Origin of the sequence: Dactylosporangium sp. NPDC050588 (genome assembly GCF_040654975.1) — a bacterium.
Lineage (GTDB): Bacteria > Actinomycetota > Actinomycetes > Mycobacteriales > Micromonosporaceae > Dactylosporangium > Dactylosporangium maewongense.
In genome coordinates, this window is sequence record NZ_JBFAJA010000017.1 from 38,870 (window position 1) to 62,902 (window position 24,033).

Sequence of the window (24,033 nt, forward strand, 5' to 3'; positions counted from 1 at the left end):
CTGCGGCTAACGCCGCGGTGACCAGCGGAACCAGCGTCGCACGGCCACCCAGCCGAGCACGGTCCACGCCGCCAGCAGCCCCGCCGGCGCGGCCGCCGCCCCGAGGACGCCGAGGACGCCCGCCCCGGGCCTGCCGAGCCAGCCGAGCCGGACCAGCTCCAGCGTCGGCGACAGCGGCAGCCACCGTAGCGCCTCCGCGACCGGCCCCGGCAGCGCGTCCGACGGGATCGCGAAGCCGGCACCGGCGACGCAGACCAGCAGGACCGGCAGCGTCGTCACCTGCGCCAGCTCGACGGTGCGGGTGAAGGTCGTGCTCACCGCGGCGAGCAGCGCGAACACCACCGTCCCGAGCAGCACCCCGAGGAGCAGGACGGGGGCGTTCACCGGTGCGGGCAGCCCGAAGGCGGTCGCGCCGACGGCGACGAACAGCGCCATCTGCCCGAGCGCCACGGCGACCGCGGGGCCGGCGGTGCCGGCGAGGATCTCCAGGTCGGTGAGCACGCCGACCCGCAGTCGCTGGAGCACCAGGTCCTCGCGTCGGGCGACGTAGGTGCTGACCAGCGTGTAGTACAGCACCCCGACGAGGACGAACCCGAGCATCCCGGTGACGGCCGCCGTGTCGCCGCCGGCATCACCGCCGGACGCGAGCAGACCGATGATCATCATCGGCACGAGGACCGAGTTGAACACGGCCATCCGGTTGCGGGCGAGGAGGAGCAGTTCGGACCGGACCAGATGCGTCATGCCGCACCCGCGATCGACAGGAACGCCTCGTCCAGCGTCGCGGACCGCGCGTCGAGCCCGGTGAGCGTGATGCCGTGTGCAGCGGCCCAGCCGAGCAGCGTCGTGAGCGCCGTTTGCAGCTGCTGCGTGTGTACGAAGACCCGCCCGCCGGTCAGGTCGTAGGCGCCGACCACGTCCGGCAGCGCGTCGAGGGTGACGCCGGGCGGCAGGTCGAAGGTGATCCGGGCCGGGAACGCGGCGACGACCTCGGCGACGGAGCCGGTCGCGACCACGGTCCCGGCGCGCAGGATCGCCACCCGGTCGGCGAGCTCCTGCGCCTCCTGCAGGTAGTGGGTGCTGAGCAGGATCGTGACGCCGTCGGTGAGCAGCCCGCGCAGCAGCCGCCACGTGTCGTGCCGCGACTCGGGGTCCAGGCCCGTGGTGGGTTCGTCGAGGATGAGCAGGTCGGGCCGGCCGACGATGGCGACGGCGAGGTCGAGGCGGCGCCGCTCGCCGCCGGACAGCTGCCGGACCCGCACGTCCGCGCGGTGCGCCAGGCCGACGAGGTCCAGCGCGTCCGCGACTGGCCGGGCCCGCGTGCCGAACGTGCCGGCCCACATGCGCAGCGCCTCCGCCGGCGTCAGGTCGGGTGGGAAGCCGCCCTCCTGCAGCATCACGCCGGTACGGGCCCGTACTGCGGTACGGTCGCGGACCGGGTCACGGCCGAGCACCCGTACCGTACCCGCGGTCGGCCGGTCGAGCCCCTCGACCAGCTCGAGCGTCGAGGTCTTCCCGGCGCCGTTCGTGCCGAGCAGCGCGAACAGCTCGCCGCGCTCGACGTCGAAGGACACGCCCCGCACCGCTTCGAACGATCCGTAGCGGCGGCGCAGCTCGTACACCTGGACCGCCGCCGTCACGGGAGGAACCGCATCTCGGGGAACGCCGCGCACGGGCCGTCGAGCAGGGTGCCGCCGCGCCCCGACAGCCAGCGGTCGGCCCAGGCCAGCAGGTAGGCGCGCTGCACCCGCACGGACCGCTCGCCGTCGATCGTGCCCAGCTGCCCGGCGAGGTCCTCCGCCGGGATCCCGGCCTGCGGGAGCAGCACCTGGTAGTCGGTGAACGACATGTGCCCGGAGTCGCGCAGCTGCAGCTCGAGGCGCGGCCCGCGCAGCACGGCCCAGAACGCGGCCCAGGTCTCGTCGCCGGCGCGGCCGTGCCCGTCCGACCCGACGAGGACGAACGGCCGGTCCAGGCCCTCGGTCATCACCCGGCCCGACATGGCGCCGTCGAGGTTCACGCCGGCCTTGACGCGACGGTCCTCCAGCATCGTCTGCGCGGCGGTGGTACCGCCGAGCGAGTGCCCGATCATCCCGATCGCGCGCTGGTCCACGGCGTGCCAGAGACCGCTCGGCAACGCCCGCTGGGGACGGGCGAGCCAGTCGAGGACGAACCGGGTGTCGGCGACCCGGGCGGCGAGGGCCTTCGCGATGAGCCGCTCCTCCTCGCCGGGTTCGCCGGTCGGCGGCGGCACCGCGCTCCTGGCGACGCGCCCGCCGGGGAACTCGACGAGCGGCGAGTCATGGGTGTGGTCGATGGTGACGACGATGTACCCGTGGCTCGCGAGCTCCTCCGCGACGGCGGTGCCGGCGGTCCGCTCCACGCCGAAGCCGGGCGAGTACAGCACGACGGGCCGCCGCCCGGGCAGCGCGGGCGCGCCGAGCCGGGCGTGCGTGAGGGGCAGCTCGTAGCCGGAGCCGGGCGGGTTGAGCAGCGCGGCGAACGCCGGCGACACCCACGGCGCGAGCGGCAGCCGCCGAGCGTCGTGGGCGGGGTACCACAGCTGCACCATCAGCTCCCGGACCCGCTCCGCGGGCACCCACGGGTCGGGGCGGGACCGGTCGACGAGGTGCAGCGCGACGGTGCCGATGCGGTGGCGCCCGGTCGGCGCCGGAAGGACCAGCCTCACCGGTCCGGCGGCGAACGCCGGTGCGGGGACGGCGGCCACCGCGGCCGCTGCCGCCGCCGTCAGTACGACTCTGCGTCTCATATGGACAGTCTTCGTGGCCTGCGGCGGCGCTCGTAGTGCTGTCACACACCGGTTGCGGTGCACCGTGCACGCCCCGCCCGTGACAAATGTCAGACTGCAGGCCTCCCCGTTCGCTCCCGTTCCGCACCCGCGGCGGGAACGGATCGGCTCAGGAACACCGGGGCCGCACCGATCAACGGACCATGTCGGTGAACGCGCTGGAGCAGCACGAGAGTGAGTACCGCGCCCGCCAGATCAGACTGGGCACGTGGGTCGGCGTCGCGGTGATCGCCATCGGCGCGGTCCGGGTGCACCTGGACTGGCAGGGCGGGCCGCTGCTCGTCGCCGCGATCGCGGTCGTGGGCGTCGCGCAGGGCGCGATGGCGCTCCTGCCGTGGCACCGGCTGGTCGACCGGCCGTGGCTGCCGCGCGCGCTGGCCGCCTGGTGGCTGGGGAACCTGGCGGTGCTGCTGGGGTTCACCGCGTACGACGTCGCCGCGCTCGCCATCTACCCCGCCGGCGTGACCCTGATCCTGGCGTCCACCGCGGCGCTCGCCTCCGAGCGGGCCGTCATCGGCATCGGCGCGGCGTCGCTGATCGGGTACGTGTCGCTGGTGCTCACCCGGGACCGCCCCGTCACCGGTACCCTCGCCGCGCTGAGCCTCGCGCTGATGGCCGGCGTCATGTGGTTCTGCGCGCGGACCGCCAGCAACCGCCGGCACCTCGACGCGGCCCGGCTCAGCGCCGAACGGCGGATCGAGGCGCTGCTGGAGAACTCCTCCGACGCGGTCATCGCCGTGCTGCCCCGCGGCGGCGTCACCTACTGCAGCCCGTCGGTGCGCACCGTGCTCGGCTACGAGCAGGGGTTCGTCACCAGCGACCTGCTCATGGACATCACCCACCCCGACTTCCTGCCGGTGGTGATGGAGTGGTGGTTGAGCGTCGCCAACGGCGCCCCCGGCTCCTCCGCGCGGGTCGAGTCGCGGATCCGCCGCGCCGACGGCGCCTGGATCTACGCCGACGTGATCGGCACCAACCGGCTGGACGACCCGTCGCTGGAGGCCGCGGTCATCAGCATCAGGGACATCACCGAGCGCAAGGAGCTGGAGGAGGAGCTGACCCGGCAGGCGTTCGCGGACTCGCTGACCGGCATGCCGAACCGGGCCCTGTTCCGCGACCGGCTCGAGCATGCCATCGCCCGCAACCGGCGCGGCGGCGGGCGGATCACGCTGCTGCTCGTCGACCTCGACGACTTCAAGCTCGTCAACGACAGCCTCGGCCACAACGCCGGCGACCAGCTGATCGCGTCGACGGCGCTGCGCCTGCACCAGCAGCTGCGGTCCGCGGACACCCTCGCCCGGCTCGGCGGCGACGAGTTCGCGATCCTCGTCGAGGACATCAACGAGCTCGAGGCGATGGACCTCGGGGACCGGCTCCTCGCCGCGATCCGCCGCCCGTTGCGCCTCGGCAACCGTGAGGTCGTCTGCTCGGCCAGCATCGGCGTCGCGACCGCGAAGGCGAGCGAGGGCGAGGACGGGCCGGACCCGGGTGAGCTGCTGCGCAACGCGGACCTCGCGATGTACGCGGCGAAGGCCGCCGGCCGGGACCGCTACGCGCTGTTCGACCCCGCCATGTACGCCGACATCCTCCGCGAGGCCGACGACCGCGCGGAGCTGGAGCGCGCGCTCGCCGACGAGGAGTTCGTCGTCCACTACCAGCCGATCGTGGACCTGCCGACGAGCCGCCTCATCGGCGTCGAGGCCCTGGTGCGGTGGGAGCACCCGGCGCGCGGGCTGGTCGGGCCGAACGCGTTCATCCCACTCGCCGAGTCGACCGGGCTGATCGTGCCGCTGGGCCGGTGGGTGCTGCGGCAGGCGTGCCAGCAGCTCGCGCAGTGGTGCGCGGAGTTCCCCGAGTCAGCCGGGCGGATCCGCATGAACGTGAACCTGTCGGCGCGGCAGTTCCAGCACGAGGGGCTCGTCGAGGAGGTCGGGCAGATCCTCGCCGAGACCGGCATCAACCCGCACCAGATGGTCCTGGAGATCACCGAGTCGCTGCTGATGCAGGACACCGACTCGACGATCGAGACCCTCGGCCGGCTCAAGTCGCTGGGTGTACGCCTCGCGATCGACGACTTCGGCACGGGCTACTCGTCGCTGTCGTACCTGAAGCGCTTCCCCGTCGACATCCTGAAGATCGACCGGTCGTTCGTCGACGGCATTGACACCGAGGACGGCGACGCGACCCTGGCGGAGGCCGTCGTGCAGCTCGGCCGCGCCCTGCAGCTGCAGACGGTCGCCGAGGGCATCGAGACGCAGGAGCAGTGGTCGACGCTGCAGGACCTCGGCTGCGAGTTCGGGCAGGGCTACCTGTTCGCGAAGCCGGGCGCCGCCGAGGCGATCTCGTCGATCCTCGGCGGCGCCCGTACTGAATAGCTTTGCTACGCGGGGATGTTGAACGGGTCCCCGTACACCTTCCAGCTCAGCGGCGGGTTGAGGTCGAAGTTGCGGTTGTTGAGGAACACCCGCTGCGCGGTGTCGACCCGGCTGGTGTCGCTGTGCGCCTCCTCGGTCTTCATCGCCGCGACCCGCGCGTCGAGGAAGGCGTTGAGGTAGGTGAACTCGTCGCCGCCCTGTGCGGGGGTGCGGGCCTTGGCCATCGCGGCCCGGCGGATGCCGCCGAAGCTGACGGCGCTGTCGCCGGGGCCGTGCATGACGATCGCGTCGTAGTAGGCGAACTGGCCCAGGGCCCGCAGGCCGTCGGCCTTCGCCTGCTGCACCGAGGGGTTGAAGTAGACGCGGTCGCGCTCGTCGTTCTGCGCGGTCTGGAAGGCGGGGTCGGCCGCGGCGGTCTTCCAGTCCCGGGTGAAGTTCGGGTCGAGCCCGGCGTGCGAGTCGGTGCCGTCGACGTTGCGCAGCGCCGGCAGGTACTTGGCGAGCACGTTGCCCGGGACGCGCTGCGTGTAGAGCTGCACCAGCTCCAGCATGTCGCCGGTGCCGGAGCAGAAGCCGATGATCCCGGCGGTGTACCCGCGGCCGTCGCCGATGTCCTCGATGTACTTGTACTGCGCCTTCCAGTCCAGCGAGGAGTTCTCCGCGCTGGACACCAGCTGCATGGCGATGTCCTTCTTGCGCGGGTCGGTGAGGTCCTTGCCGGCGCTGGGGCTGCTGCTCGGCGTCTTCGACGGCGTCGGGCTGCTGGTCGGGGTCTTCGACGGCGTCGGACTGGCGCTGGGCTGGGTGCCGGGCGTCGTGCCGTACACCTTGAACTCCCACAGCGAGTAGCCGTAGGTCGTGCCGCGGGCGGTGCCCAGGACCCGGACGTAGCGTCCCGTGCCGTTCAGGCCGGTGAGGTCGTCCGTCGCCCCGTTGCCGGTGGTGGTGCTGAAGATGGTGGTCCAGGCGCTGCCGTCCGGCGAGGTCTGGATCTGGTACGCCTTGGCGTACGCCGCCTCCCAGCTCAGGTTGACGTGCGTGATCGTCTTGGCGGCACCGAGGTCGACGCGGATCCACTGCGGGTCGACGCCCTCCGCGCTGGCCCAGCGGGTGCCGGTGTTGCCGTCGACGGCGTTGCCCGGGCCGAGCGAGGACAGCTCGTCGGACGACGACGTGGCCGGCCTGCCTTGTGAGAGCAGGCTCTCCGTGGCCGCCTCGGCGCCGTAGGTGGTCACGGCGACCGTCACCCCGCCGATCAGCGCGACCGCGGCACCGATGCCGACCAGCCTGCCGGGAATCTTCACGAGGCCTCCCTCTCGTTAGATAGGTAACTTACCTGACAGATAATCTGATTCGAATCCTTCGATGTCAAGGTGCCTAAGCCAGACTTCAGACTCCGTTAGGCCAGGCAACGTGTAACCCGTGGGTTACACTTCTCGGCGTGGACGACGTGGCGGAGGCGATCGCGGACCCGGTGCGCCGGGCGATCCTCGAGCTGCTGCACACCGGCGGATCCGCGCCGGCGGGCCAGGTCGCGTCGGCGATCGGCGCCCGGTTCGAGATCAGCCGCCCCGCCGTGAGCCGCCACCTGCGGGTGCTGCGCGAGTGCGGCCTGGTCCACGACACCCTCGAGGGCCGGCGCCGCGTGTATTCCCTGGACCCCACCCGGCTCGGCGAGCTGAGCGGCTGGCTCGCCCGGTTCACGGCGCCGCCGATCTGGCAGCAGCGGATGGACGCGCTGGAGACCGAGGTGTACCGCACCCGCCGCGACCGCCTTCGCAACCCACCCATCGGAGAGGAACGCACCGCATGAGCCCGACCCCCACCGGCCGCTGGGTCCCCACCCCCACCGGCGGCGAACTGGTGATCAGTCGCACCTTCCGCGCCCCGATCGAGGACGTCTGGGCCAGCGTCACCGAGTCCGACCGCACGGCCCGCTGGTTCGGCCCCTGGAAGGGCGACGCCCGTCCCGGCGGCCGCATCCAGTACCAGATGATCCAGGAGGAAGGAGCCCCCTGGTCCGAGGCGCGGATCGAGGCGTGCGAGCCCCCGCGGCGGCTCGTCCTGACCGACTCGATGGCCCACCTGGAGCTGCGCCTGTCGACCGTGGACACCGGCACGCTGCTGGAGCTGGTCCACCACCTGCCCGGCCCCGACGGCGTCGGCGCCGGCGACTACGGCCCCGGCTGGGAGTTCTACCTCGACGCCCTCGTGGCCTCCCGCGACGACACCCCGATGCCCGACTTCAACGACTACTACCCGTCCATGAAGCCATACTTCGAGGCCCTGCTTGAGTGATGTCCCCGGCGTCCTCCTGACCTTCACCTGCTGTCGCAATCGGCCGCCGCGGCGCCGATTGCTTCACCGACGTGCCGCCGATCCGCTCAGGTCGGCGCGTCCGCGGCCGATCGGGGGCGACAGGGCTGGAGCAGGGAGATGGCCGTGAAGCACAGGCTCGTGACGCGCAGCGACTTCGACGGCTTGGTGTGTGCCACGCTGCTGAAGCACCTGGACATGATCGACGAGATCGTCTTCGTGCATCCGAAGGACATGCAGGACGGCAAGGTCGAGATCACCGCGAACGACATCATCACGAACCTGCCGTACGTGCCCGGTGCGCACATGGTGTTCGACCACCACCACTCGGAGACGGTGCGCGTCGGGCCGCAGCCCAACCACATCATCGACGCGTCCGCCCCGTCGGCGGCACGGGTCATCTACAACGAGTTCGGCGGCGCCGACTTCTTCACCGACGTGCCGCCGGACCTCATGGACGCGGTCGACAAGGCCGACTCCGCGCAGTACACCGTGGAGGAGATCCTCGACCCGACCGGCTGGACCCTGCTGAACTTCCTGATGGACAGCCGCACCGGCCTGGGCCGCTTCCGCGACTTCACCATCTCCAACTTCGAGCTGATGATGAAGCTCATCCACGCCTGCCACCAACTGGACAGCGTCGAGGAGATCCTGGCGATGAAGGACGTGCGCGAACGCGCCGACCTGTTCCACGCACACACCGAGCCGTTCATCGACCAGCTCCGCCGCGTCACCACCGTCCACGACGACGTCGTCGTGGTCGACCTGCGCGACGAGGACACCATCTACGCCGGCAACCGCTTCATGGTCTACGCCCTCCACCCCGACGCCCGCATCTCCATCCACGCCCTGTGGGGCCGCGCCAAGCAGAACACGGTGTTCGCCGTCGGCAAGTCCATCGTGGACCGCACGTCCCCGGTCGACATCGGCTCCATCATGCTCAAGCACGGCGGCGGCGGCCACCGCGCCGCCGGCACCTGCCAGGTCGACAACCCCACCGCCGACCACGTCCTCACCGAACTCATCCAGTCCCTGTCCACCCCCCGCGTCCCCGCCTGACCCCGCTCGGCGAGCGGTTCCGCCGGGAACATGTCCGGCACCCGCACCTGGGGGCTGTCCATCCGGCACGCCGAGAAGCTCCGCCGTGCACACGACAACACTCCGCCCGCGACCACGACCGCCGACCCCGAGAAGGTCGCACGGGCCGAACCGCTCACGTCCTCCCGCACGGCCGGAATTGTTGAAGAACAGCCACCAATCACCCCGGAGCGTCAATTCGTGGAATTCAGGCAGACCGCAGAAACACATTCCAGAACGCTGGCGAATACGAAAACGGTGTCTGTCGGCGGCGGAAATCTGGTGGCGCTGGCGGGTCATCTGGGTAGGGTCGGGCGATGCCCGAGCTGGAGCGGTTGGATGCCGGTCATGCCCCGGCGGTGCTGGACTTCGAGTTGGCGAACCGGGCGTACTTCGCCGCCTCGGTCTCCGACCGGGGCGACGACTTCTTCGACCGGTTCGCCGACCGGTTCAACGCCTCGCTGGCCGAGCAGGAGGCCGGCGTGTGCGCCTTCTACGTGCTCGTCGGCGAGGGCGGCTCGGTGGTGGGCAGGTTCAACCTGTACAACATCGAAGGCCGCGTCGCGGAGCTGGGTTACCGGGTCGCGCAGCATGTCTCCGGCCGTGGCGTGGCGACCGCGGCCGTCCTGGAGCTGTGCCGGCTGGCGGCGGCCCGGCACGGGCTGGGCACGCTGCGGGCGGCCGCCTCCCACCAGAATGCGGCGTCCCGGAAGGTGCTGGCCAACGCCGGTTTCGTCCCTGCCGGCCCGGCCGACCCGGCGCACCTCGGTGGCAAGGCAGGCACCTGGTATCAGCGCGACCTGGTGCTCGAGCCGCGCCTGTAGCGGTGCTTGAAGGGCGCGGAGACGCCTGCGGGGAAGGGGCGTCAGGAGGCGTTGACGTCGCTGGGGCGCATGAGGCGTTCCCAGCCGGCGTCGGCGGACATGCCGTAGGTGCGTAGGGCGGCGATGGGGTCGGGTTCGGTGGGGTGGTCGGCCGTGGGGAGGGAGACGCAGAACCTGGTGCCGCCGCCGGGGTTGTCCTCGACGGCGATCGAGCCGCCGTGGCGTTCGACGATGCGGCGGCAGATGGCCAGGCCGAGGCCGGTGCCGCCGTAGTCGGCCGGGCGGGCGCGGTAGAAGGACTCGAAGACGCGGGCCTTGTCGCCGTCGGGGATGCCGATGCCGCGGTCGGCGACGACGAGGACGATGCCGTCGGGGTCGGACACGGCGGTGACCTCGATGTGCGGGGTCTGGCCGGCGGGGGTGTACTTGATGGCGTTGCCGATCAGGTTGTCCACGACCAGGCGCAGCAGGCCCGGGTCGGCCTTGATGTGCGGCAGGTCGCCGATGTGGATGCGCGGCGTGGGTGGGAGGGCGACCGTGGACGCCTTCGCCAGTTGCATGGGCGGGGCGAGGGCGGTGCGGTCGGCGACGACGGACGCGACGACGGCGCCCAGGTCGACGTCGGTGAGATTGAGCGGCGCGTCGCGGGCGGTGGTGTAGGCGAGCAGGTCGTCGATGATCGACCGCATCCGGATCGCGCCCTGGCGGACCCGCTCGACCGCGACCTTCGCCGTGTCGGGGCGGCGCGGGGCGACCTGAGCGGCGCCGGGGCCGCAGAGCGCGGCGCCGGCCGAGAGCGCGTCGGCGGCGACGGCGGCGAAGCCGTGCACCGCGGTCAGCGGGCTCTTCAGGTCGTGGGCGACGACGGCGGCGAACTGGGCCAGTTCCGTCTCGTACCGGCGCAGCGCCGTGATGTCGTGCAGGACCGCGACCGCGCCGCGCGGGCCGCCGCCGGAGCGATCCAGCGGGCGGGCGCTGACGCTGACAAGGATGCCGTCGGGGTGGGTGGGGTTGCGGATCACCATCTCGACCCGGTCGACGGAGACGCCGCGCAGCGCCTTCACCATCGGCAGTTCCGCGGCGGGGAACGGGGTCGCGCGGTCCGGCAGGTAGGCGCCGTAGTGCGCGGGCCAGTCCTCGAGCGTGTCGGGGTCGCCGGCGGTGCCGAGCAGCTGGCGGGCCGCGGGGTTGTGCAGCAGCACGCGGCCGTCGGCGCCGACGACGGTGACGCCCTCGGCGAGGCTGGTGAGGATCGCCTGCTGCAGGGCGGCCTGGTCGCGGGCCTCGCGCTCGGCGGCGCGCAGCTCGCGGGTCGACTCGTGCACCAGGGTCATCGCCTTCGAGCGGCGGGTCGACAGCAGGTACACCAGCAGCGTGACGAGGACGGTCAGCGCGGCGCCGGCGGCGGTCGCGACGAGGGGCCGGTCGGTGTAGGCGCCCGGCAGGTCGCGCGGGTCGGCGCTGACCTCCAGGTGCCACACGCGTTGCGCGATGCCGATGTCCTTGGCCCGGCGCAGGGCGTTGCCGGGCATGGCGAGGCGGTGCACGGTCGCGATCGGCAGGAGCCCGCCGCCGGTCTGGGTCGCGGACAGCGTCGCGGTGACCCGGCGGTGCAGCACCTCGCCGAGCGCCCCGCCGAAGAATCCCTCGCCGCGCAGGCCGAGCACGACCCAGCCGCGCAGCGCGCCGTCCGCGCCGGTGACGGGCGTGGCGAGGCTGAGCGTGCGCCGCTGCCCGCCGGCGATCAGTGCCGCGTTGGACACCGTCGCGTGTCCGGACAGGCGCGCCTGCCGCATGACGTCGGCGAGGTCGGGGTTGTCGCCGAGGTCGCTGCCGCCCTCCAGCGGGGCGTTGCCGTCGAGCTGCCGCGCGTACACGCCGAAGTAGTGCTCCTGAACGCCTTCCGCGGGCTTGAGGGTGAGCCCGGTGGCGCCGGCGGCCCGCCACGCGTCCTGGACGGCGGCGACCTCCGGTACACCGGCGGGAACGACGAACACGAGGGCGGTGGCGCCGGCGAGCGACGGGATGCGGGACGTCGCACGGTCGAACGCCTGCGGGCTCAGCCCGTCGTGCGAGCCGAGCGCCGCCGCCACGTTGTCGATGGTGTCGACGTACCGGCGGACCTCCCCCGCGACCGCCGCCGCCGCCAGATCCGACTGGCGTTGGATTGCCAGCTGCGCCGAGCGCCGCTCCTTGCCGGTGATGACGCTCGTGACGCCGAGCGTGACGAGCGCCCCGAGGACCAGGACCGCGGCGGCGAGCGCCATCGAGCCGTACCACCTCATCGCGGCCGCCGCATCGCCCGCACCACGACCCGCTCGCTGGGCCGCACCGTCCGCGGCAACGCCACCCGCAGCTCGCTGTCGCCGGTGGCCACGCTGCCGCCGTGCTGCTCGGCGATCGCCCGCACCCAGGAGTCGAGCATGGTGAGCATGTGCCGCTGCCGCTCGGTGAGCGGGCCGGCCTGCTCCAGCACCTCGCTGTAGCCGCGGATGCCGGTGAGCGGCGTGCGCAGCTCGTGCGACAGCTGCCGCAGGTACTGCGGCTGCACCGCTGCGGTCATCCTCGCGGCCTCCAGACTCGAACCATCCGGAACCACCATAGTTGAGCTGATTTGTCCATATACTCGGTTCGGATGCTTCACATGGGAACGGGAGGTCGGTGCTCGTGTCGACGGTGCTCGTGGCCGAGGACGACCTCGCGATCCGGGAACTGCTGACGTTCCTGCTCGACACGTCCGGCCATCAGGTCATCGCCTGCGCCGACGGCGGCACGGCCCTGGACACGGCCCGCCGCGAACATCCCGACCTGGCGATCCTGGACGTCAGCATGCCCGGCATCAACGGCATCGAGGTCTGCCGCGCCCTGCGCGAGACCGCCGACACCGAGCTGATGCCCGTGCTGATCCTCACCTCCCACGGCCAGTGGCTGGACGTGAGCACCGGCTTCGACGCCGGCGCCGACGACTACCTGGTGAAGCCGTTCGAGCCGAGCGTCCTGCTGGAGCGCATCGAGACGCTGCTCTCCGAGGCCCCTGACTAAGCTCCCCGCATGGGGAAATGGACCGGCCGCGCGGCGGCGTTCGCGGACAGCTACGCCCATCTGTGCGCGTACACGGCGCCGGCGCTGCTGTCAGCCGCGGGGCTCGCACCGGGGATCAGGCTGCTCGACGTCGGCACGGGCACGGGGACGGTCGCGGCGCTCGCCGCCGCGGGCGGCGCCACGGTGACCGCGGTGGACGCCGAGCCGGGCATGGTCGAGCTCGCCCGCGCGGTCGTGCCCGAGGTCCTCCACGCCGGCCTGCCCGACCTGCCGCTGCCCGACGCCGCCTTCGACGCGGTGGTCGCGAACTTCGTCGTCAACCACGTCACCGACCCCGGCCGCGCGGTCGCCGAGCTGGTGCGCCTGACCACGCCGGGCGGGCGGGTGGCGGTCACCGTGTGGCCGCACCCGTCGCCGCCGCTGCAGCAGCTGTGGAGCGACGTCATGGCCGCCGCCGGGCTCACTCCGGCGCCATCGATCATCCCGCCGTCGCTGAACTTCGCCCGTACCGCCGAGGGCGTCACCGGCCTGCTCGCCGGCGCCGGCCTGCGGGACGTCACCTGCCACACGATCAGCTGGACGCACCGCACCGACGTCGACACCTGGTGGATCGGGCCCGCCAACGGCATGGGCGCCCTCGGCGAGGCGCTCGCCGGCCAGGACGCGGCGACGGTCGCCGCCGCCCGCGGCGCATACGAACGCCTCGCCGCCGGGTTCCTCGACGACGACGGCGCGCTCGCCCTGCCGACGGCGGCACTCCTGGCCTCGGGAAGCGCCCCGTCAATCCCGCGGTAGCGCGAACCCGATCACCGCGGCGGCGCTCCCGCCTTCGAGGCCGGCCTTCCCGGACGTGGCGGGTGCGGCCGCGCCGTCGTAGGGTGCTGCCATGCCCCGCCGCTGGATCGTGCCGCGTCGATGGCGGCCGCCCGCGGCGCGCGACACCGGGCCGACCGGCGCGTTCGTCGTCGCGCGGCGGCTGGCGACGGGTGGGCACGGCCCTGAGGACGTCATGTTCGACGCGGCGGGTGTCGTCGTCACCGGCACCGGTGACGGCCGGCTCCTGCGCCTCGGCCCCGCCGGCTCGCGCACGGTCGTCGCCGACACCGGCGGCCGCCCCCTCGGCGTGCAGCCGTGCCCCGACGGCAGCGTCCTGGTCTGCGACCACGACCGGGGCCTGCTGCGGGTCACCGCCGACGGCACGGTCGAGGTGCTCGTCGACACCGTGGACGGCGCGCCGCTCACGTTCGCCAGCAACGTCGTGCGGGGCGCGGACGGCACGATCTGGTTCACCACGTCGACGACCCGCTGGGACCTCGAACACCACCTCGGCGACATGTTCGAGCACACGTGCACCGGCCGCCTGATCCGCCGCGACCCCGACGGCACCGTCACCACCCTGCTGCACGACCTGAAGTTCGCCAACGGCCTGGTCCTCGCCCCCGACGGCTCCCTGCTGTTCGCCGAGACCGCCGGGTACCGCATCCGCCGCTGCCGGCCCGACGGCCGGGTCGAGCCCTTCGTGGAGAACCTGCCGGGCTTCCCCGACAACATGAGCCTCGGCAGCGACGGCCTGTTGTGGGTCGCGATCGCCGCGCCCCGCAACCCGCTGCTCGACCGCCTCCTGCCGCTGCCGGGCCTCCTGCGCCTCCTGGCCTGGAACCTGCCCGCGGCACTGCGCCCCAAGGCGACCCCGATCGCGTGGGTCATGGCCTTCACCCTCGACGGCCACCTCGTCCACGACCTGCGCACCACCGACGGCTCCTACGGCTTCGTCACCTCGGTCGCCGAACACGCCGGCACCGTCATCGCCGGCAGCCTCACCGCCACCGACGTCGCCGTCCTCGATCTCCCGGCCCGACCGGCCGGCTGAACGAAGCCGGCGCGGTGACGATCGCCGGCGGCCCGTCAGGTCACCCGGTCCGCGGCGACGAGCGCACTCAGATGGATGCCCCCGCTGGTTCCCGGCCTCGCGCCTTGAGCTGCCGAAGGCGGCGCCACCAGGACCATGGCCGGGTGAGGACGAGGCCGAGGACGAAGACGCCCCCGGAGATGGCGAGGGTCATGGCGTCGTCCTTCCAGCTCTGGGCGCCGGCCAGCGGATAGATCACGGTCGGGCTTCCGGTGTCGCGGGCGGGCAGCGTGTCCCCGACCTTGGCGCCGGGCGGCAGTCCCCCGGACAACCCCGTGTCCCGGCGCACCACGGTGCCGTCGTCGCTGACGAAGTCGCCGAACCAGCCGCATCGTTGCCGTGGCGGATCCCACCGGTCGCAAGGCCGGGGGTCGGTGAGGGTGAAGGTGCCCGTCACCCCGGCGCCCCGTGCCGCCCGCCAGGCCGGCACCGTCGTGATGGCCGCGCCCGCGGTGCCGACGCCGCCGAGCAGCAGCGCCAAGATGCCGAGGACCAGCAGCTTGGTTCGCGGGTTCGCGGCGATCACCGGCATGCGTCATCCTAGCCTGGTCACGGCGCGGGGCGGGTGTAGACCTCCTTCGGGATCGTGTAGGCGAGGTCGACCGCCGTCTCGATGGCTTCGTCGAGGTCCAGGTGGTGCTGGGCGACCAGGCCCGCCAGGTAGCCGGCGTCGATGCGGCGGGCCAGGTCGTGGCGGGCCGGGATCGAGGCGAACGCGCGGGTGTCGTCGACGAAGCCGGCCGTGTTGTAGAAGCCCGCCGTCTCCGTGACCGAGGCGCGGAAGCGGCGCAGGCCCTCGGGGCTGTCGAGGAACCACCACGGGGCGCCGAGGCGGACGGCGGGGTAGACGCCGGCGAGGGGGGCCAGCTCGCGGCTGTAGACCGTCTCGTCGACGGTGAACAGGATCAGGCGCAGCGCGGGGCGGCGGCCGAAGGACTGCAGCAGCGGGCGCAGCGAGCGGGTGAACTCGGCGGTGACCGGGATGTCGAAGCCGCGGTCCGGGCCGTACTGCTCGAACGCGGCGGTGCTGTGGTTGCGCAGGACGCCGGGGTGCAGCTGCATGACCAGGCCGTCCTCGCAGGACATGGCGGCCATCTCGTGCAGCATGTGGCCGGCGAACGCGCGGGCCTCCGAAGGGGTGACCTGGCCGGCGAGGGCGGCGGCGTAGATGCGGCGGGCCTCGGCCGGCGGCAGCGGGGTGGTGTCGGCGGACTCGTGGCCGTGGTCGGTGGCGAGGGCGCCCGCGGCGATGAACGCCTGCCGCCGGGCGCGCAGCGCCGCCAGGTAGCCGTCGTAGTCGTCGGTGGGGACGTCGGCGCGCTTGGCGAGCGCGGCCACGTCGGCGGTCCACCCAGGACGGTCGAGGTGGACGAGGGCGTCGGGGCGGAAGGTCGGGATGACCCGGCCCTCCCAACCCGAGGCGGCCAGGCGGGCGTGGGCGTCGAGGTCGTCCAGCGGCGAGTCGGTGGTGGCGAGCACCTCGATGCCGAACCGGGAGAACAGGGCCCGCGGGCGGAACTCCGGCGAGGCGAGGCGCGATGCCAGGGCGTCGTACAGCGCGTCGGCGGTGGCCGCGGACGGGACGACGGCGACGCCGAAGACCTCGACGAGCTCGTGAGTCAGCCAGTACCGCGACGGGGTGCCCCGGAAGAGCCGCCAGTTGGCGCAGAACGTCCGCCAGATCGCCCGCGGGTCGGTCGTCGCCGAGGGGCCCACGCCCAGCGCCTCCAGCGGTACACCCGCCGCATGCACCAACCGGGTCACGTAGTGGTCCGGGGTGATCAGCAGCGAGGCCGGGTCGCCGAACGGGGTGTCGTCGGCGAGGAGCGCGGCGTCGACGTGACCGTGCATGCAGACCAGCGGCAGCGACCGGGTCGCGGCGTAGACGGTGCGGGCGAGCTCCCTGGTCGTGGGGTCCGGTGGCAGGGCCCGGTCGGGGTCGAGGTGGAGCTGCGGCACCGTGGTGACTCCTCAGAGGTAGATCCCACAAACGTTCTCATCACTGTGTGCGCACGAAATCGCCGCGTCAAGAGTGAGCGTGAGGAATCTCTTGACATCGACCTACAAACGATTTCATGCTTGCCGTCATCACGAGACCCAGGGAGCGTGCTCGATGCCGGTGACGATCAAGGACGTGGCCCGCGTGGCCGGCGTGTCGCCGTCGACGGTGAGCCGGGCGCTGACCACACCCGCGCTCGTCCAGGCCGAGACCAGGTCCCGGGTCGAGCGGGCGGCCGCCGAGCTGGGCTACCAGCCCAACCGCGCGGCCCGCGGCCTGATCACCGGCCGCACCGGCAACATCGGGCTGATCGTGCCCGACCTCACCAACCCGTTCTTCCCGGGCGTCGTCAAGGGCGTGCAGAGCCGCGCCCGCGAGTCGGACTTCTCGGTCTTCCTCGCCGACACCGACGAGGACCCCAACGCCGAGGCCGGCCTGGTCAGGGCACTGAGCAAGCAGGTCGACGGCATCGTGCTCTGCTCGCCGCGCATGACCGAGGAGGACCTGCGCTCGGTCGCCGGCGAGACGCCGATCGTCATGCTCAACCGCCGGGTCGGCCAGATCTCGGCGATCACCATCGACAACGTCGACGGCATCCGGCAGGCCGTCGCGCACCTCGCCGCCCTCGGCCACCGGCGGATCGCCTACGTCGCCGGCCCGCGGGCGTCGTGGTCCAACCGGGAGCGGGCCAAGGCGCTGCGGGCGGTGACCGCGGCCGGCGACATCGAGCTCGTCGAGGTCGGCAACTTCGTGCCGCAGTTCGCCGGCGGTGTCGCGGCGGCGGACCTGGTGCTGGCGACCGGCGTCACCGCCGTCATCGCCTACAACGACCTGGTCGCGCTCGGCCTGCTGAACTGGTTCGCCACCCGCGGCGTGAAGGTGCCCGAGGCGATCAGCGTCATGGGCTTCGACGACATCGTGCTGTCCCAGATGGTCAGCCCGTCGCTCACCACCGTCGCCCAACCGCAGGAGCCGATCGGCCGCGCCGGCGTCGACATGCTGCTGCAGCTGCTCGAAGACCCCGACCGCGCCGCCCTCGCCCGCCGCGAGCTCCCGTCACAGCTCATGGTCCGCCACTCGACAGGCCGCCCACCCGCGGCCAGCACCACCTGAGCCACGCCGCACGACACCCCCTGAAGCGTGCACCAGAAGGGAATCCCGCTATGTCCCTGACCCGCAGACACTTCGCCGCACTGCTCACCCTCACGCTCGTCGCCGGCTGCGGCGCCCCGGCGAAGAACACCCCGTCGGCCGCGTCCAGCGGCGACCTGCCGCTCAAGCCCGCGTCCCCCGTGACGCTCAACATCCTCGACGTCGCCGGCAACCTGCAGCTCACCCAGGGCATGATCGACGAATTCGTGTCCGCGCACGGTGACACGATCAGCAAGGTCACCTACTCCAAGGCGACCGCGCCCGAGCTCGCGCCGAAGGTCAAGGCGCAGCAGAACGCCGGACGGGTCGACATCGACCTCGTGCTCACCGGTGTCGACGGCCTCGCCGCCGGTGTGGACCAGGGGCTCTGGCAGCCGTTGCTTCCCACGTACGCCCAGCGCCTGTCCAACATGAACAGCTACCTGCCCGGCGCCGCCGCGATGCAGAAGCTCGCCGGGGACTTCGGCGTCACCGTCACCTACTACCCGTCGGGCCCGCTGATCGAGTACCTGCCGGACAAGGTGCCGAACCCGCCGAAGAGCGCCGACGAGCTCCTCGCGTACGCGAAGGCCAACCCGGGCGCCGTCCAGTACGCCCGCCCCGCGAACTCCGGGCCCGGCCGCACGTTCCTGATGGGCCTGCCGTACCTGCTCGGCGACAAGGACCCGAAGGACCCGGTCAACGGCTGGGAGAAGACCTGGGCGTACCTCACCGAGCTCAACAAGTACGTCGAGCTGTACCCGAGCTCGACCAGCGAGACGATGAAGTCCCTCGCGAACGGTTCCGCCAAGATCATCGCGACGACGACCGGCTGGGACATCAACCCGCGCGTCCTCGGCCAGGTGCCGAAGGAGGCGAAGATCGGCTCGCTCAACGGCTTCCACTGGGTCACCGACGCGCACTACGCCGTCGTGCCGAAGGGCGTCTCCGCCGACAAGCAGGCCGCGATCCTGTTGCTGTTGCAAGACATGCTCAGCCCGAAGCAGCAGGCGAAGGCCTACGACAAGGGCTACTTCTACCCCGGCCCGGCGGTCAAGGACGTGCCGCTGTCGATGGCGCCCGCCGACAGCCAGAAGGCGATCACCGACTTCGGCCGCCCCGAGTACGACCAGCTCATCTCCGGTAACCCCCTGGAGGTCCCGCTCGACGCGAAGGCGCTCGTCGCCGCGTTCGACAAGTGGGACCGCGAGGTGGGCGGCGCGAAGGTGAAGAAGTGACCTTCAACCAGCTGCGGCTCGACGGCGTGACCCGGCGCTTCGGCGGCCAGGACGCGCTCGTCGACCTCAACCTGACGATCGAGCGGGGCGAGTTCATCGCCCTGCTCGGCCCGTCCGGCTGCGGCAAGTCGACCGCCCTCAACTGCCTCGCCGGCCTGCTGCCGCTCACCGCGGGCAGCATCTGGCAGGACGACACCCGCCTCGACACGCTGCTGCCGGAGAAGCGCGGCTTCGGCATGGTCTTCCAGAACTACGCCCTGTTCCCGCACCTGACGGTCGCGAAGAACATCGCGTTCGGGCTCCAGATGCGCCGCCTGCCCAGCGCCGAGATCCGCCGCCGCACCGACGAGGCGATCGCCCTGGTCCACCTGGAGCAGCAGGCGCGGAAGCTGCCCGGGCAGCTGTCCGGCGGGCAGCAGCAGCGGGTCGCGATCGCCCGCGCGGTCGTGCTGGAGCCGTCGCTGGTCCTGATGGACGAGCCACTGTCCAATCTGGACGCGAAGCTGCGGCTGGAGATGCGCACCGAGATCCGCCGCCTGCACCAGGCGCTCGGCCTCACCACCGTCTACGTGACGCACGACCAGGAGGAGGCGCTGTCGATGGCCGACCGCCTGGTCGTGCTCCGCAACGGGCGGGTCCAGCAGGTCGGCACCCCGGAGCAGCTGCACACCCAGCCCGCGAACCGGCACGTCGCCGACTTCATGGGCTTCCGCAACCTGCTGCCGATGAAGGTCGTCCACACCGGACCGTCCACAGTGGTGGAGGGCGGCGGGTTGACGCTGCACGGCACCCCCGTCGGCGACCTGACCGTCGGGGATGCCGTTGTCGCCGGTGTACGACCGGAGTCACTGCGGATCGCCGGCGACGGGTTCCCGGCCACCGTCGAGGTGGTGGAGTACCAGGGCCGCGAGGTGGCCGTGGAGGTCGTGACGGAGGCCGGACAGCGCCTGCACCTGCGCACCGGGACCCGGCCCGCGCCGGGCGACCAGGTCCGCCTCGCGGTGGACCCGTCGGCGCTGCTCGTGTTCCCCGCCGAAGGGGAGAGCTGATGGCCAAGGTGGCGCTGCGGCACCGGCTCGCCGAGCGCGGCGTCGACCGGCAGCTGCTCCTGCTCGGCCCCGCGCTGCTGTTCGTGGTGACGCTGTTCGTCTACCCGTTCTTCTACGGCATCGGGCTGTCGTTCCAACCCGAGGAGGGCGGGCCGTTCGCGGCCTACACGTCGTTCTTCAGCGACGCGTACGAGCGCGGCACCCTCACCACCACGCTGTGGCTGTCGCTGCCGGTGGCGCTGCTCAACGTCGGCGCGTCGGTGCCGATCGCCTACCGGATGCGGGGCAGGTTCCGCGGCAAGCGGCTGCTCACCACGCTCCTCGTCGTGCCGATCACCCTCGGCACGGTCCTCACCGCGCAGGGGCTGCTCAACTTCCTCGGCCCCACCGGCTGGTTCAACCGCACCCTGATGGCGGCCGGGATCATCGACGACCCGGTCCGGCTCACCCACAACTACTGGGGCGTGTTCTTCTCCCTCGTCATCACCGGCTTCCCGTTCGCGTTCCTGCTGGTGCTGTCGTACCTGTCGGGCATCGACCCGACCCTGGAGAAGGCCGCCGCGACCCTCGGCGCCGGCTGGGCGCAGCGCTTCCGGCGGATCACCCTGCCGCTGCTCGCGCCGGGCCTCGCCACCACGTTCTGCCTGACGTTCGTGCTCGCGTTCAGCGTGTTCCCGTCCGCAGTCCTCGTCGGCGACCCCGCCGGCGACACCCGCGTCATCTCCATCGCCGCCTGGCACGCCGGCTACGAACAGTACGACTACCCGAAGGCGTCCGCGATCGCGGTCGTCATGGGCCTCGTCGAGCTCGCCGTCATCGCCGCCGTCCTCGGCTGGCGGTCGCTGCTGTACACCGGATCCACCGGAGGCAAGGGATGAGACTCACCGCGCGTCCTGCCGCCTGGCTCGTCTGGGGTGTCGTCGCGTTCTTCTTCGTCAACCTGTTCGGCCTCGTCGGCTCCGTCGTCGTCAGTTCGTTCGGGACCCAATGGTTCGACACGTGGATGCCTTCCGGCTTCACCGGCCAGTGGTACGGCGAGGCGTGGCGCGACTTCGGGCTGCTCCCCGTCCTCGTCACCACCCTGGAGGTGTCCGCGCTCGTCGTCGGCATCTCCGTGCTCGTCGGCGTGCCCGCCTCCTACGTGCTGGCCCGCCGCGCGTTCCCCGGCCGGCGCGTCCTGTACCTGCTGTTCCTGCTGCCGATCCTGATGCCGCCGATCACGTACGGCATCCCCCTGGCGACCGTCCTCTACAAGTACGGGTTCGCCGGGCACATGACCGGGGTGGTGCTGGCGAACCTGGTGCCGTCGGTGCCGTTCGTCATCCTCACCATGACCCCGTTCATCGAGCAGATCGACCCCACCATCGAGCGTGCCGCCCGCATGTGCGGCGCCGGCACCCGCCAGATCTTCACCCGCATCCTCGCCCCGCTGCTCGTCCCCGGCATCCTCGCCGCGTCGATCCTCGTCCTCGTCCGCACCGTCGGCATGTTCGAGCTGACGTTCCTGACCGCCGGGCCCGACTCGACCACGCTCGTCGTCGCGCTCTACAACTCGATGTCCGCCGCCGGCATCCGCGCGCAGCAGTCCGTGGACGCGATGGCCGTCATCTACACCGGCACGATGCTCGTGCTGCTCGTCCTGGCGCTGCGCCTGGTGAACCCGACCCAGCTCGTCGCCCGGGTCAAGGAGGAGGACGTCACATGAGGATCAGCGAGGCCCGGGTCATCGTCACCTGCCCCGACCGCAACTTCGTCACGCTGAAGATCATCACCGACGAGGGCGTCACCGGCGTCGGCGACGCCACCCTCAACGGCCGCGAGCTGGCCGTCGCCAGCTACCTCACCGACCACGTGGTGCCGCAGCTCATCGGCCGCGACCCGACCCGCATCGAGGACACCTGGCAGTACCTGTACAAGGGCGCGTACTGGCGGCGCGGACCCGTCACGATGAGCGCGATCGCCGCCGTGGACACCGCCCTGTGGGACATCCTCGGCAAGATCGCTGGGCTGCCGGTGTACAAGCTGATCGGCGGCCGCTCCCGCGAGGGCGTCACCGTCTACGGCCACGCCAACGGATCCACGGTGGACGACGTGCTGGTGGAGGTCGCCAGGTACGTCGACCTCGGCTACAAGGCCATCCGGGTGCAGACCGGCGTCCCCGGGCTCGCCAGCACCTACGGCGTCTCCGGCGACAAGATGTACTACGAGCCCGCCGACGCCACCCTGCCGACCGAGAACGTGTGGTCCACGGCGAAGTACCTGAAGCACACGCCGTCGGTGTTCGCCCGCGTCCGCGACGAGTTCGGCCCCGACGTCAGGCTGCTGCACGACGTGCACCACCGGCTCACCCCGATCGAGGCCGCCCGGCTCGGCAAGAGTCTGGAACCGTACGACCTGACCTGGATCGAGGACCCCGTCCCCGCCGAGCTGCAGGACGGGTTCCGGCTCATCCGCCAGCACACCACCACCCCGATCGCCGTCGGCGAGGTGTTCAACACCGTCTGGGACTGCGAGCAGCTCATCCGCGAGCAGCTCATCGACTACATCCGCGCGACCGTCGTGCACGCCGGCGGCATCACCCACCTGCGGCGCATCTTCGACCTGGCGGCGCTGCACCACGTGCGGTCCGGCTCGCACGGCGCCACCGACCTGTCCCCGGTCTGCATGGCGGCCGCCCTGCACGTCGACGTCGCCATCCCGAACTTCGGGCTCCAGGAGTACATGCGGCACACGACCGCGACGGACGAGGTGTTCCCGCACGGGTACCACTTCGACGGCGGCTACCTGCACCCGTCCGAGGAGCCGGGGCTGGGCGTCGACATCGACGAGGAACTCGCCGCGCGGTACCCGTACAAGCCGGCGTCGCTGCCGGTGAACCGCCTCGAAGACGGGACGATGCACAGTTGGTGACCCGCCTGTCGATGTCCGCGCTGCGGTCGCTGCCCGCGTTGCCGTACGACCCGGCGGACGTGCGGGTCGGCATCGTGCACCTCGGCGTCGGCGCGTTCCACCGGGCGCACCAGGCCGTCTACACCGACGCCACCCTGGCCGCCGACCCGACCTGGGGGATCGCCGGCTTCACCCAGCGGTCCACGACCGTCCGGGACCAGCTCGCGCCGCAGGACTGCCTGTACACCGTCCTCGAACGGGGCGTCGGCGCCGGACCGCCGCGGATCATCGGCGCCCTGCGCGAGATCGGCCTGGCGTTCGAGCTGGTGAACAGGATCGCCGACCCGGCCGTGCGCCTGGTGACCCTCACCGTGACCGAAAAGGGTTACCGGCCCGGCAACGCGGTCGAGCGGCTCGTCGCCGGCCTGGAGCTGCGCCGCCGCGCCGACGCCGGGCCGCTCAGCGTGCTGCCGTGCGACAACCTGCCCGCCAACGGCGCCACCCTGCGCGGGATCGTCCTCGGCCACGCCGCCACCCTGCCGGCCGGTGACCGGCTGGTCGAGTGGATCGGCTCCTCGGTCGCGTTCCCGTCGTGCATGGTGGACCGGATCGTCCCCGCGACCTCCGCCGCCGATCTCGCCGATGTACAGCGGATCCTCGGCGTCCGCGACGAAGGCACGGTCGTCGCGGAACCCTTCAGCCAGTGGGTCATCGAGGACACGTTCGCCGCCGGGCGCCCCGCGTGGGACGCCACGTTCACCACGGACGTCGCGCCGTACGAGGCGGCGAAGCTGCGGCTGCTCAACGCGACCCACTCGCTGCTCGCGTACACCGGCGCCCTCGCCGGCCACGAGACGATCGCGGCGGCGCTGACCGACCCCGTCCTCGCCGACGCCGCGTGGCGCCTCATGACCGAGGACGCCGCGCCGACCCTGACCCTGCCGGACGGCTTCGACCTGCGCGGCTACCAGGAGTCGATCCTGCGCCGGTTCGCCGACCCGGCGCTCGGCCACCGGACCGTCCAGGTCGCCGCCGACGGGTCACTCAAGCTGCCGATCCGGCTGCTCGGCACCGCCCGCGACCGTCTCGATTCGGGACACACTCCACAGTGGACGGCTCTCGCCGTCGCGGCGTGGATGGTGTACGTCGCCACCCGCCAACCCGTCGAGGACCCGCAGGCGGCGGCGCTGGCGGCCGCGACGGCCGGCCGCTGCACCCCCGCCTCGCTCGTCGACGCGCTCCAGCCGTTCCTCGGGGACCCGCTCGGCACCACCTGGCGGGACCTGCTCGTCGAACAGGTCGCACGCCTGCGTTTCAACTGAACACGGCACCTCACCGCTGCCCCACCCGGGGCGGCGCGTACCGCCATACGTCC

Annotated in this window: 23 protein-coding genes; 15 read left to right on the forward strand and 8 right to left on the reverse strand. The window is 72.2% G+C overall.

The features are described 5' to 3' along the window. Positions 1–6 precede the first annotated feature (6 nt). Genes AB0I21_RS13915 through AB0I21_RS13925 form a run of 3 tightly spaced genes read right to left on the reverse strand, consistent with a single transcriptional unit; the run spans position 7 to position 2,770 of the window. Complete coding sequence (locus AB0I21_RS13915) at positions 7–744, reverse strand: ABC transporter permease (RefSeq protein ID WP_360561086.1); 738 nt, start codon at positions 742–744, stop codon at positions 7–9. Next, positions 741–1,640 (reverse strand): ABC transporter ATP-binding protein, encoded by a 900-nt coding sequence (locus AB0I21_RS13920; RefSeq protein WP_360561088.1) that lies wholly within the window; start codon positions 1,638–1,640, stop codon positions 741–743. Before AB0I21_RS13920 ends, AB0I21_RS13915 begins: the two co-directional genes overlap by 4 nt. Beyond that, positions 1,637–2,770, reverse strand: coding sequence for a hydrolase (locus tag AB0I21_RS13925; RefSeq protein ID WP_360561090.1), 1,134 nt, complete (start codon positions 2,768–2,770; stop codon positions 1,637–1,639). Before AB0I21_RS13925 ends, AB0I21_RS13920 begins: the two co-directional genes overlap by 4 nt. A gap of 182 nt (positions 2,771–2,952) precedes the next feature. On the opposite strand from AB0I21_RS13925, the gene AB0I21_RS13930 reads away from it, so the two are divergent. Further along, positions 2,953–5,184: an EAL domain-containing protein gene (locus AB0I21_RS13930; protein WP_360561092.1), complete on the forward strand. Its 2,232-nt coding sequence runs from the start codon at positions 2,953–2,955 to the stop codon at positions 5,182–5,184. Positions 5,185–5,189: 5 nt separating this feature from the next. Here AB0I21_RS13930 and AB0I21_RS13935 read toward each other — a convergent pair whose 3' ends face one another. Further along, a complete protein-coding gene (locus AB0I21_RS13935; protein ID WP_360561094.1) occupies positions 5,190–6,488 on the reverse strand; it encodes a chitosanase in 1,299 nt (432 codons plus the stop codon). Positions 6,489–6,625: 137 nt separating this feature from the next. Here AB0I21_RS13935 and AB0I21_RS13940 point away from each other — a divergent pair, with 137 nt between their 5' ends. From AB0I21_RS13940 to AB0I21_RS13955, 4 genes are all read left to right on the forward strand, one after another. Continuing rightward, on the forward strand, positions 6,626–6,997 hold the full coding sequence (locus AB0I21_RS13940; RefSeq protein ID WP_360561096.1) for a metalloregulator ArsR/SmtB family transcription factor: 372 nt from the start codon (positions 6,626–6,628) through the stop codon (positions 6,995–6,997). After that, positions 6,994–7,482: an SRPBCC family protein gene (locus tag AB0I21_RS13945; protein WP_360561098.1), complete on the forward strand. Its 489-nt coding sequence runs from the start codon at positions 6,994–6,996 to the stop codon at positions 7,480–7,482. Before AB0I21_RS13940 ends, AB0I21_RS13945 begins: the two co-directional genes overlap by 4 nt. A 144-nt stretch (positions 7,483–7,626) precedes the next feature. After that, positions 7,627–8,559, forward strand: a complete 933-nt coding sequence (locus AB0I21_RS13950) for an exopolyphosphatase (RefSeq protein WP_360561100.1) — start codon at positions 7,627–7,629, stop codon at positions 8,557–8,559. Positions 8,560–8,894: 335 nt separating this feature from the next. After that, positions 8,895–9,401: a GNAT family N-acetyltransferase gene (locus tag AB0I21_RS13955; protein WP_360561101.1), complete on the forward strand. Its 507-nt coding sequence runs from the start codon at positions 8,895–8,897 to the stop codon at positions 9,399–9,401. 41 nt (positions 9,402–9,442) lie between these two features. Here AB0I21_RS13955 and AB0I21_RS13960 read toward each other — a convergent pair whose 3' ends face one another. After that, the gene (locus AB0I21_RS13960; protein WP_360561103.1) at positions 9,443–11,686 is read right to left on the reverse strand and encodes an ATP-binding protein; all 2,244 of its coding nucleotides are present in this window, start codon (positions 11,684–11,686) and stop codon (positions 9,443–9,445) included. Continuing rightward, positions 11,683–11,964 (reverse strand): histidine kinase dimerization/phospho-acceptor domain-containing protein, encoded by a 282-nt coding sequence (locus AB0I21_RS13965; protein ID WP_360561104.1) that lies wholly within the window; start codon positions 11,962–11,964, stop codon positions 11,683–11,685. The genes AB0I21_RS13960 and AB0I21_RS13965 overlap by 4 nt, the downstream gene beginning before the upstream one ends. Before the next feature lie 104 nt (positions 11,965–12,068). On the opposite strand from AB0I21_RS13965, the gene AB0I21_RS13970 reads away from it, so the two are divergent. The 3 genes from AB0I21_RS13970 (at position 12,069) to AB0I21_RS13980 (ending at position 14,313) form a co-directional block, all read left to right on the forward strand. Further along, complete coding sequence (locus AB0I21_RS13970) at positions 12,069–12,443, forward strand: response regulator transcription factor (RefSeq protein WP_354896400.1); 375 nt, start codon at positions 12,069–12,071, stop codon at positions 12,441–12,443. Positions 12,444–12,452: 9 nt separating this feature from the next. Continuing rightward, the gene (locus AB0I21_RS13975) at positions 12,453–13,238 is read left to right on the forward strand and encodes a class I SAM-dependent methyltransferase (protein WP_360561105.1); all 786 of its coding nucleotides are present in this window, start codon (positions 12,453–12,455) and stop codon (positions 13,236–13,238) included. A 91-nt stretch (positions 13,239–13,329) separates the two neighbouring features. Next, the gene (locus AB0I21_RS13980) at positions 13,330–14,313 is read left to right on the forward strand and encodes an SMP-30/gluconolactonase/LRE family protein (protein WP_360561106.1); all 984 of its coding nucleotides are present in this window, start codon (positions 13,330–13,332) and stop codon (positions 14,311–14,313) included. A gap of 67 nt (positions 14,314–14,380) precedes the next feature. Here AB0I21_RS13980 and AB0I21_RS13985 read toward each other — a convergent pair whose 3' ends face one another. Both AB0I21_RS13985 and uxaC read right to left on the reverse strand, forming a co-directional pair. Beyond that, a complete protein-coding gene (locus tag AB0I21_RS13985; RefSeq protein WP_360561108.1) occupies positions 14,381–14,884 on the reverse strand; it encodes a hypothetical protein in 504 nt (167 codons plus the stop codon). A 17-nt stretch (positions 14,885–14,901) separates the two neighbouring features. After that, entirely contained in the window at positions 14,902–16,311 is a 1,410-nt protein-coding gene (gene uxaC / locus AB0I21_RS13990; protein ID WP_360561110.1) for a glucuronate isomerase, read from the reverse strand. Positions 16,312–16,465: 154 nt separating this feature from the next. On the opposite strand from uxaC, the gene AB0I21_RS13995 reads away from it, so the two are divergent. From AB0I21_RS13995 to AB0I21_RS14025, 7 genes are read left to right on the forward strand one after another with little or no spacing between them, the layout of a single operon-like run. Continuing rightward, entirely contained in the window at positions 16,466–17,464 is a 999-nt protein-coding gene (locus AB0I21_RS13995; RefSeq protein ID WP_360561112.1) for a LacI family DNA-binding transcriptional regulator, read from the forward strand. Between the two features lie 50 nt (positions 17,465–17,514). After that, entirely contained in the window at positions 17,515–18,720 is a 1,206-nt protein-coding gene (locus tag AB0I21_RS14000) for an extracellular solute-binding protein (RefSeq protein ID WP_360561114.1), read from the forward strand. Next, positions 18,717–19,769, forward strand: coding sequence for an ABC transporter ATP-binding protein (locus AB0I21_RS14005; RefSeq protein ID WP_360561115.1), 1,053 nt, complete (start codon positions 18,717–18,719; stop codon positions 19,767–19,769). Before AB0I21_RS14000 ends, AB0I21_RS14005 begins: the two co-directional genes overlap by 4 nt. Then, positions 19,769–20,647 (forward strand): ABC transporter permease subunit, encoded by an 879-nt coding sequence (locus tag AB0I21_RS14010; RefSeq protein WP_344499326.1) that lies wholly within the window; start codon positions 19,769–19,771, stop codon positions 20,645–20,647. The genes AB0I21_RS14005 and AB0I21_RS14010 overlap by 1 nt, the downstream gene beginning before the upstream one ends. Further along, entirely contained in the window at positions 20,644–21,474 is an 831-nt protein-coding gene (locus AB0I21_RS14015; protein WP_360561117.1) for an ABC transporter permease subunit, read from the forward strand. The genes AB0I21_RS14010 and AB0I21_RS14015 overlap by 4 nt, the downstream gene beginning before the upstream one ends. Then, a complete protein-coding gene (manD, locus tag AB0I21_RS14020; protein ID WP_360561119.1) occupies positions 21,471–22,679 on the forward strand; it encodes a D-mannonate dehydratase ManD in 1,209 nt (402 codons plus the stop codon). Before AB0I21_RS14015 ends, manD begins: the two co-directional genes overlap by 4 nt. Continuing rightward, the gene (locus tag AB0I21_RS14025) at positions 22,676–23,980 is read left to right on the forward strand and encodes a mannitol dehydrogenase family protein (protein ID WP_360561251.1); all 1,305 of its coding nucleotides are present in this window, start codon (positions 22,676–22,678) and stop codon (positions 23,978–23,980) included. The genes manD and AB0I21_RS14025 overlap by 4 nt, the downstream gene beginning before the upstream one ends. Positions 23,981–24,033: the final 53 nt, after the last annotated feature.

Excerpts from the sequence above, each read along its gene's own strand:
- AB0I21_RS13975 (WP_360561105.1), top strand. The coding sequence starts at position 12,453 with ATGGGGAAATGGACCGGCCGCGCGGCGGCGTTCGCGGACAGCTACGCC.
- AB0I21_RS14015 (WP_360561117.1), top strand. The coding sequence starts at position 20,644 with ATGAGACTCACCGCGCGTCCTGCCGCCTGGCTCGTCTGGGGTGTCGTC.
- AB0I21_RS13930 (WP_360561092.1), top strand. The coding sequence starts at position 2,953 with ATGTCGGTGAACGCGCTGGAGCAGCACGAGAGTGAGTACCGCGCCCGC.
- AB0I21_RS13925 (WP_360561090.1), bottom strand. The coding sequence starts at position 2,770 with ATGAGACGCAGAGTCGTACTGACGGCGGCGGCAGCGGCCGCGGTGGCC.
- AB0I21_RS13985 (WP_360561108.1), bottom strand. The coding sequence starts at position 14,884 with ATGCCGGTGATCGCCGCGAACCCGCGAACCAAGCTGCTGGTCCTCGGC.
- AB0I21_RS13965 (WP_360561104.1), bottom strand. The coding sequence starts at position 11,964 with ATGACCGCAGCGGTGCAGCCGCAGTACCTGCGGCAGCTGTCGCACGAG.
- AB0I21_RS13955 (WP_360561101.1), top strand. The coding sequence starts at position 8,895 with ATGCCCGAGCTGGAGCGGTTGGATGCCGGTCATGCCCCGGCGGTGCTG.
- AB0I21_RS13980 (WP_360561106.1), top strand. The coding sequence starts at position 13,330 with ATGCCCCGCCGCTGGATCGTGCCGCGTCGATGGCGGCCGCCCGCGGCG.
- AB0I21_RS14000 (WP_360561114.1), top strand. The coding sequence starts at position 17,515 with ATGTCCCTGACCCGCAGACACTTCGCCGCACTGCTCACCCTCACGCTC.
- AB0I21_RS13995 (WP_360561112.1), top strand. The coding sequence starts at position 16,466 with ATGCCGGTGACGATCAAGGACGTGGCCCGCGTGGCCGGCGTGTCGCCG.
- AB0I21_RS13960 (WP_360561103.1), bottom strand. The coding sequence starts at position 11,686 with ATGAGGTGGTACGGCTCGATGGCGCTCGCCGCCGCGGTCCTGGTCCTC.
- AB0I21_RS13945 (WP_360561098.1), top strand. The coding sequence starts at position 6,994 with ATGAGCCCGACCCCCACCGGCCGCTGGGTCCCCACCCCCACCGGCGGC.
- manD (WP_360561119.1), top strand. The coding sequence starts at position 21,471 with ATGAGGATCAGCGAGGCCCGGGTCATCGTCACCTGCCCCGACCGCAAC.
- AB0I21_RS13915 (WP_360561086.1), bottom strand. The coding sequence starts at position 744 with ATGACGCATCTGGTCCGGTCCGAACTGCTCCTCCTCGCCCGCAACCGG.
- AB0I21_RS14010 (WP_344499326.1), top strand. The coding sequence starts at position 19,769 with ATGGCCAAGGTGGCGCTGCGGCACCGGCTCGCCGAGCGCGGCGTCGAC.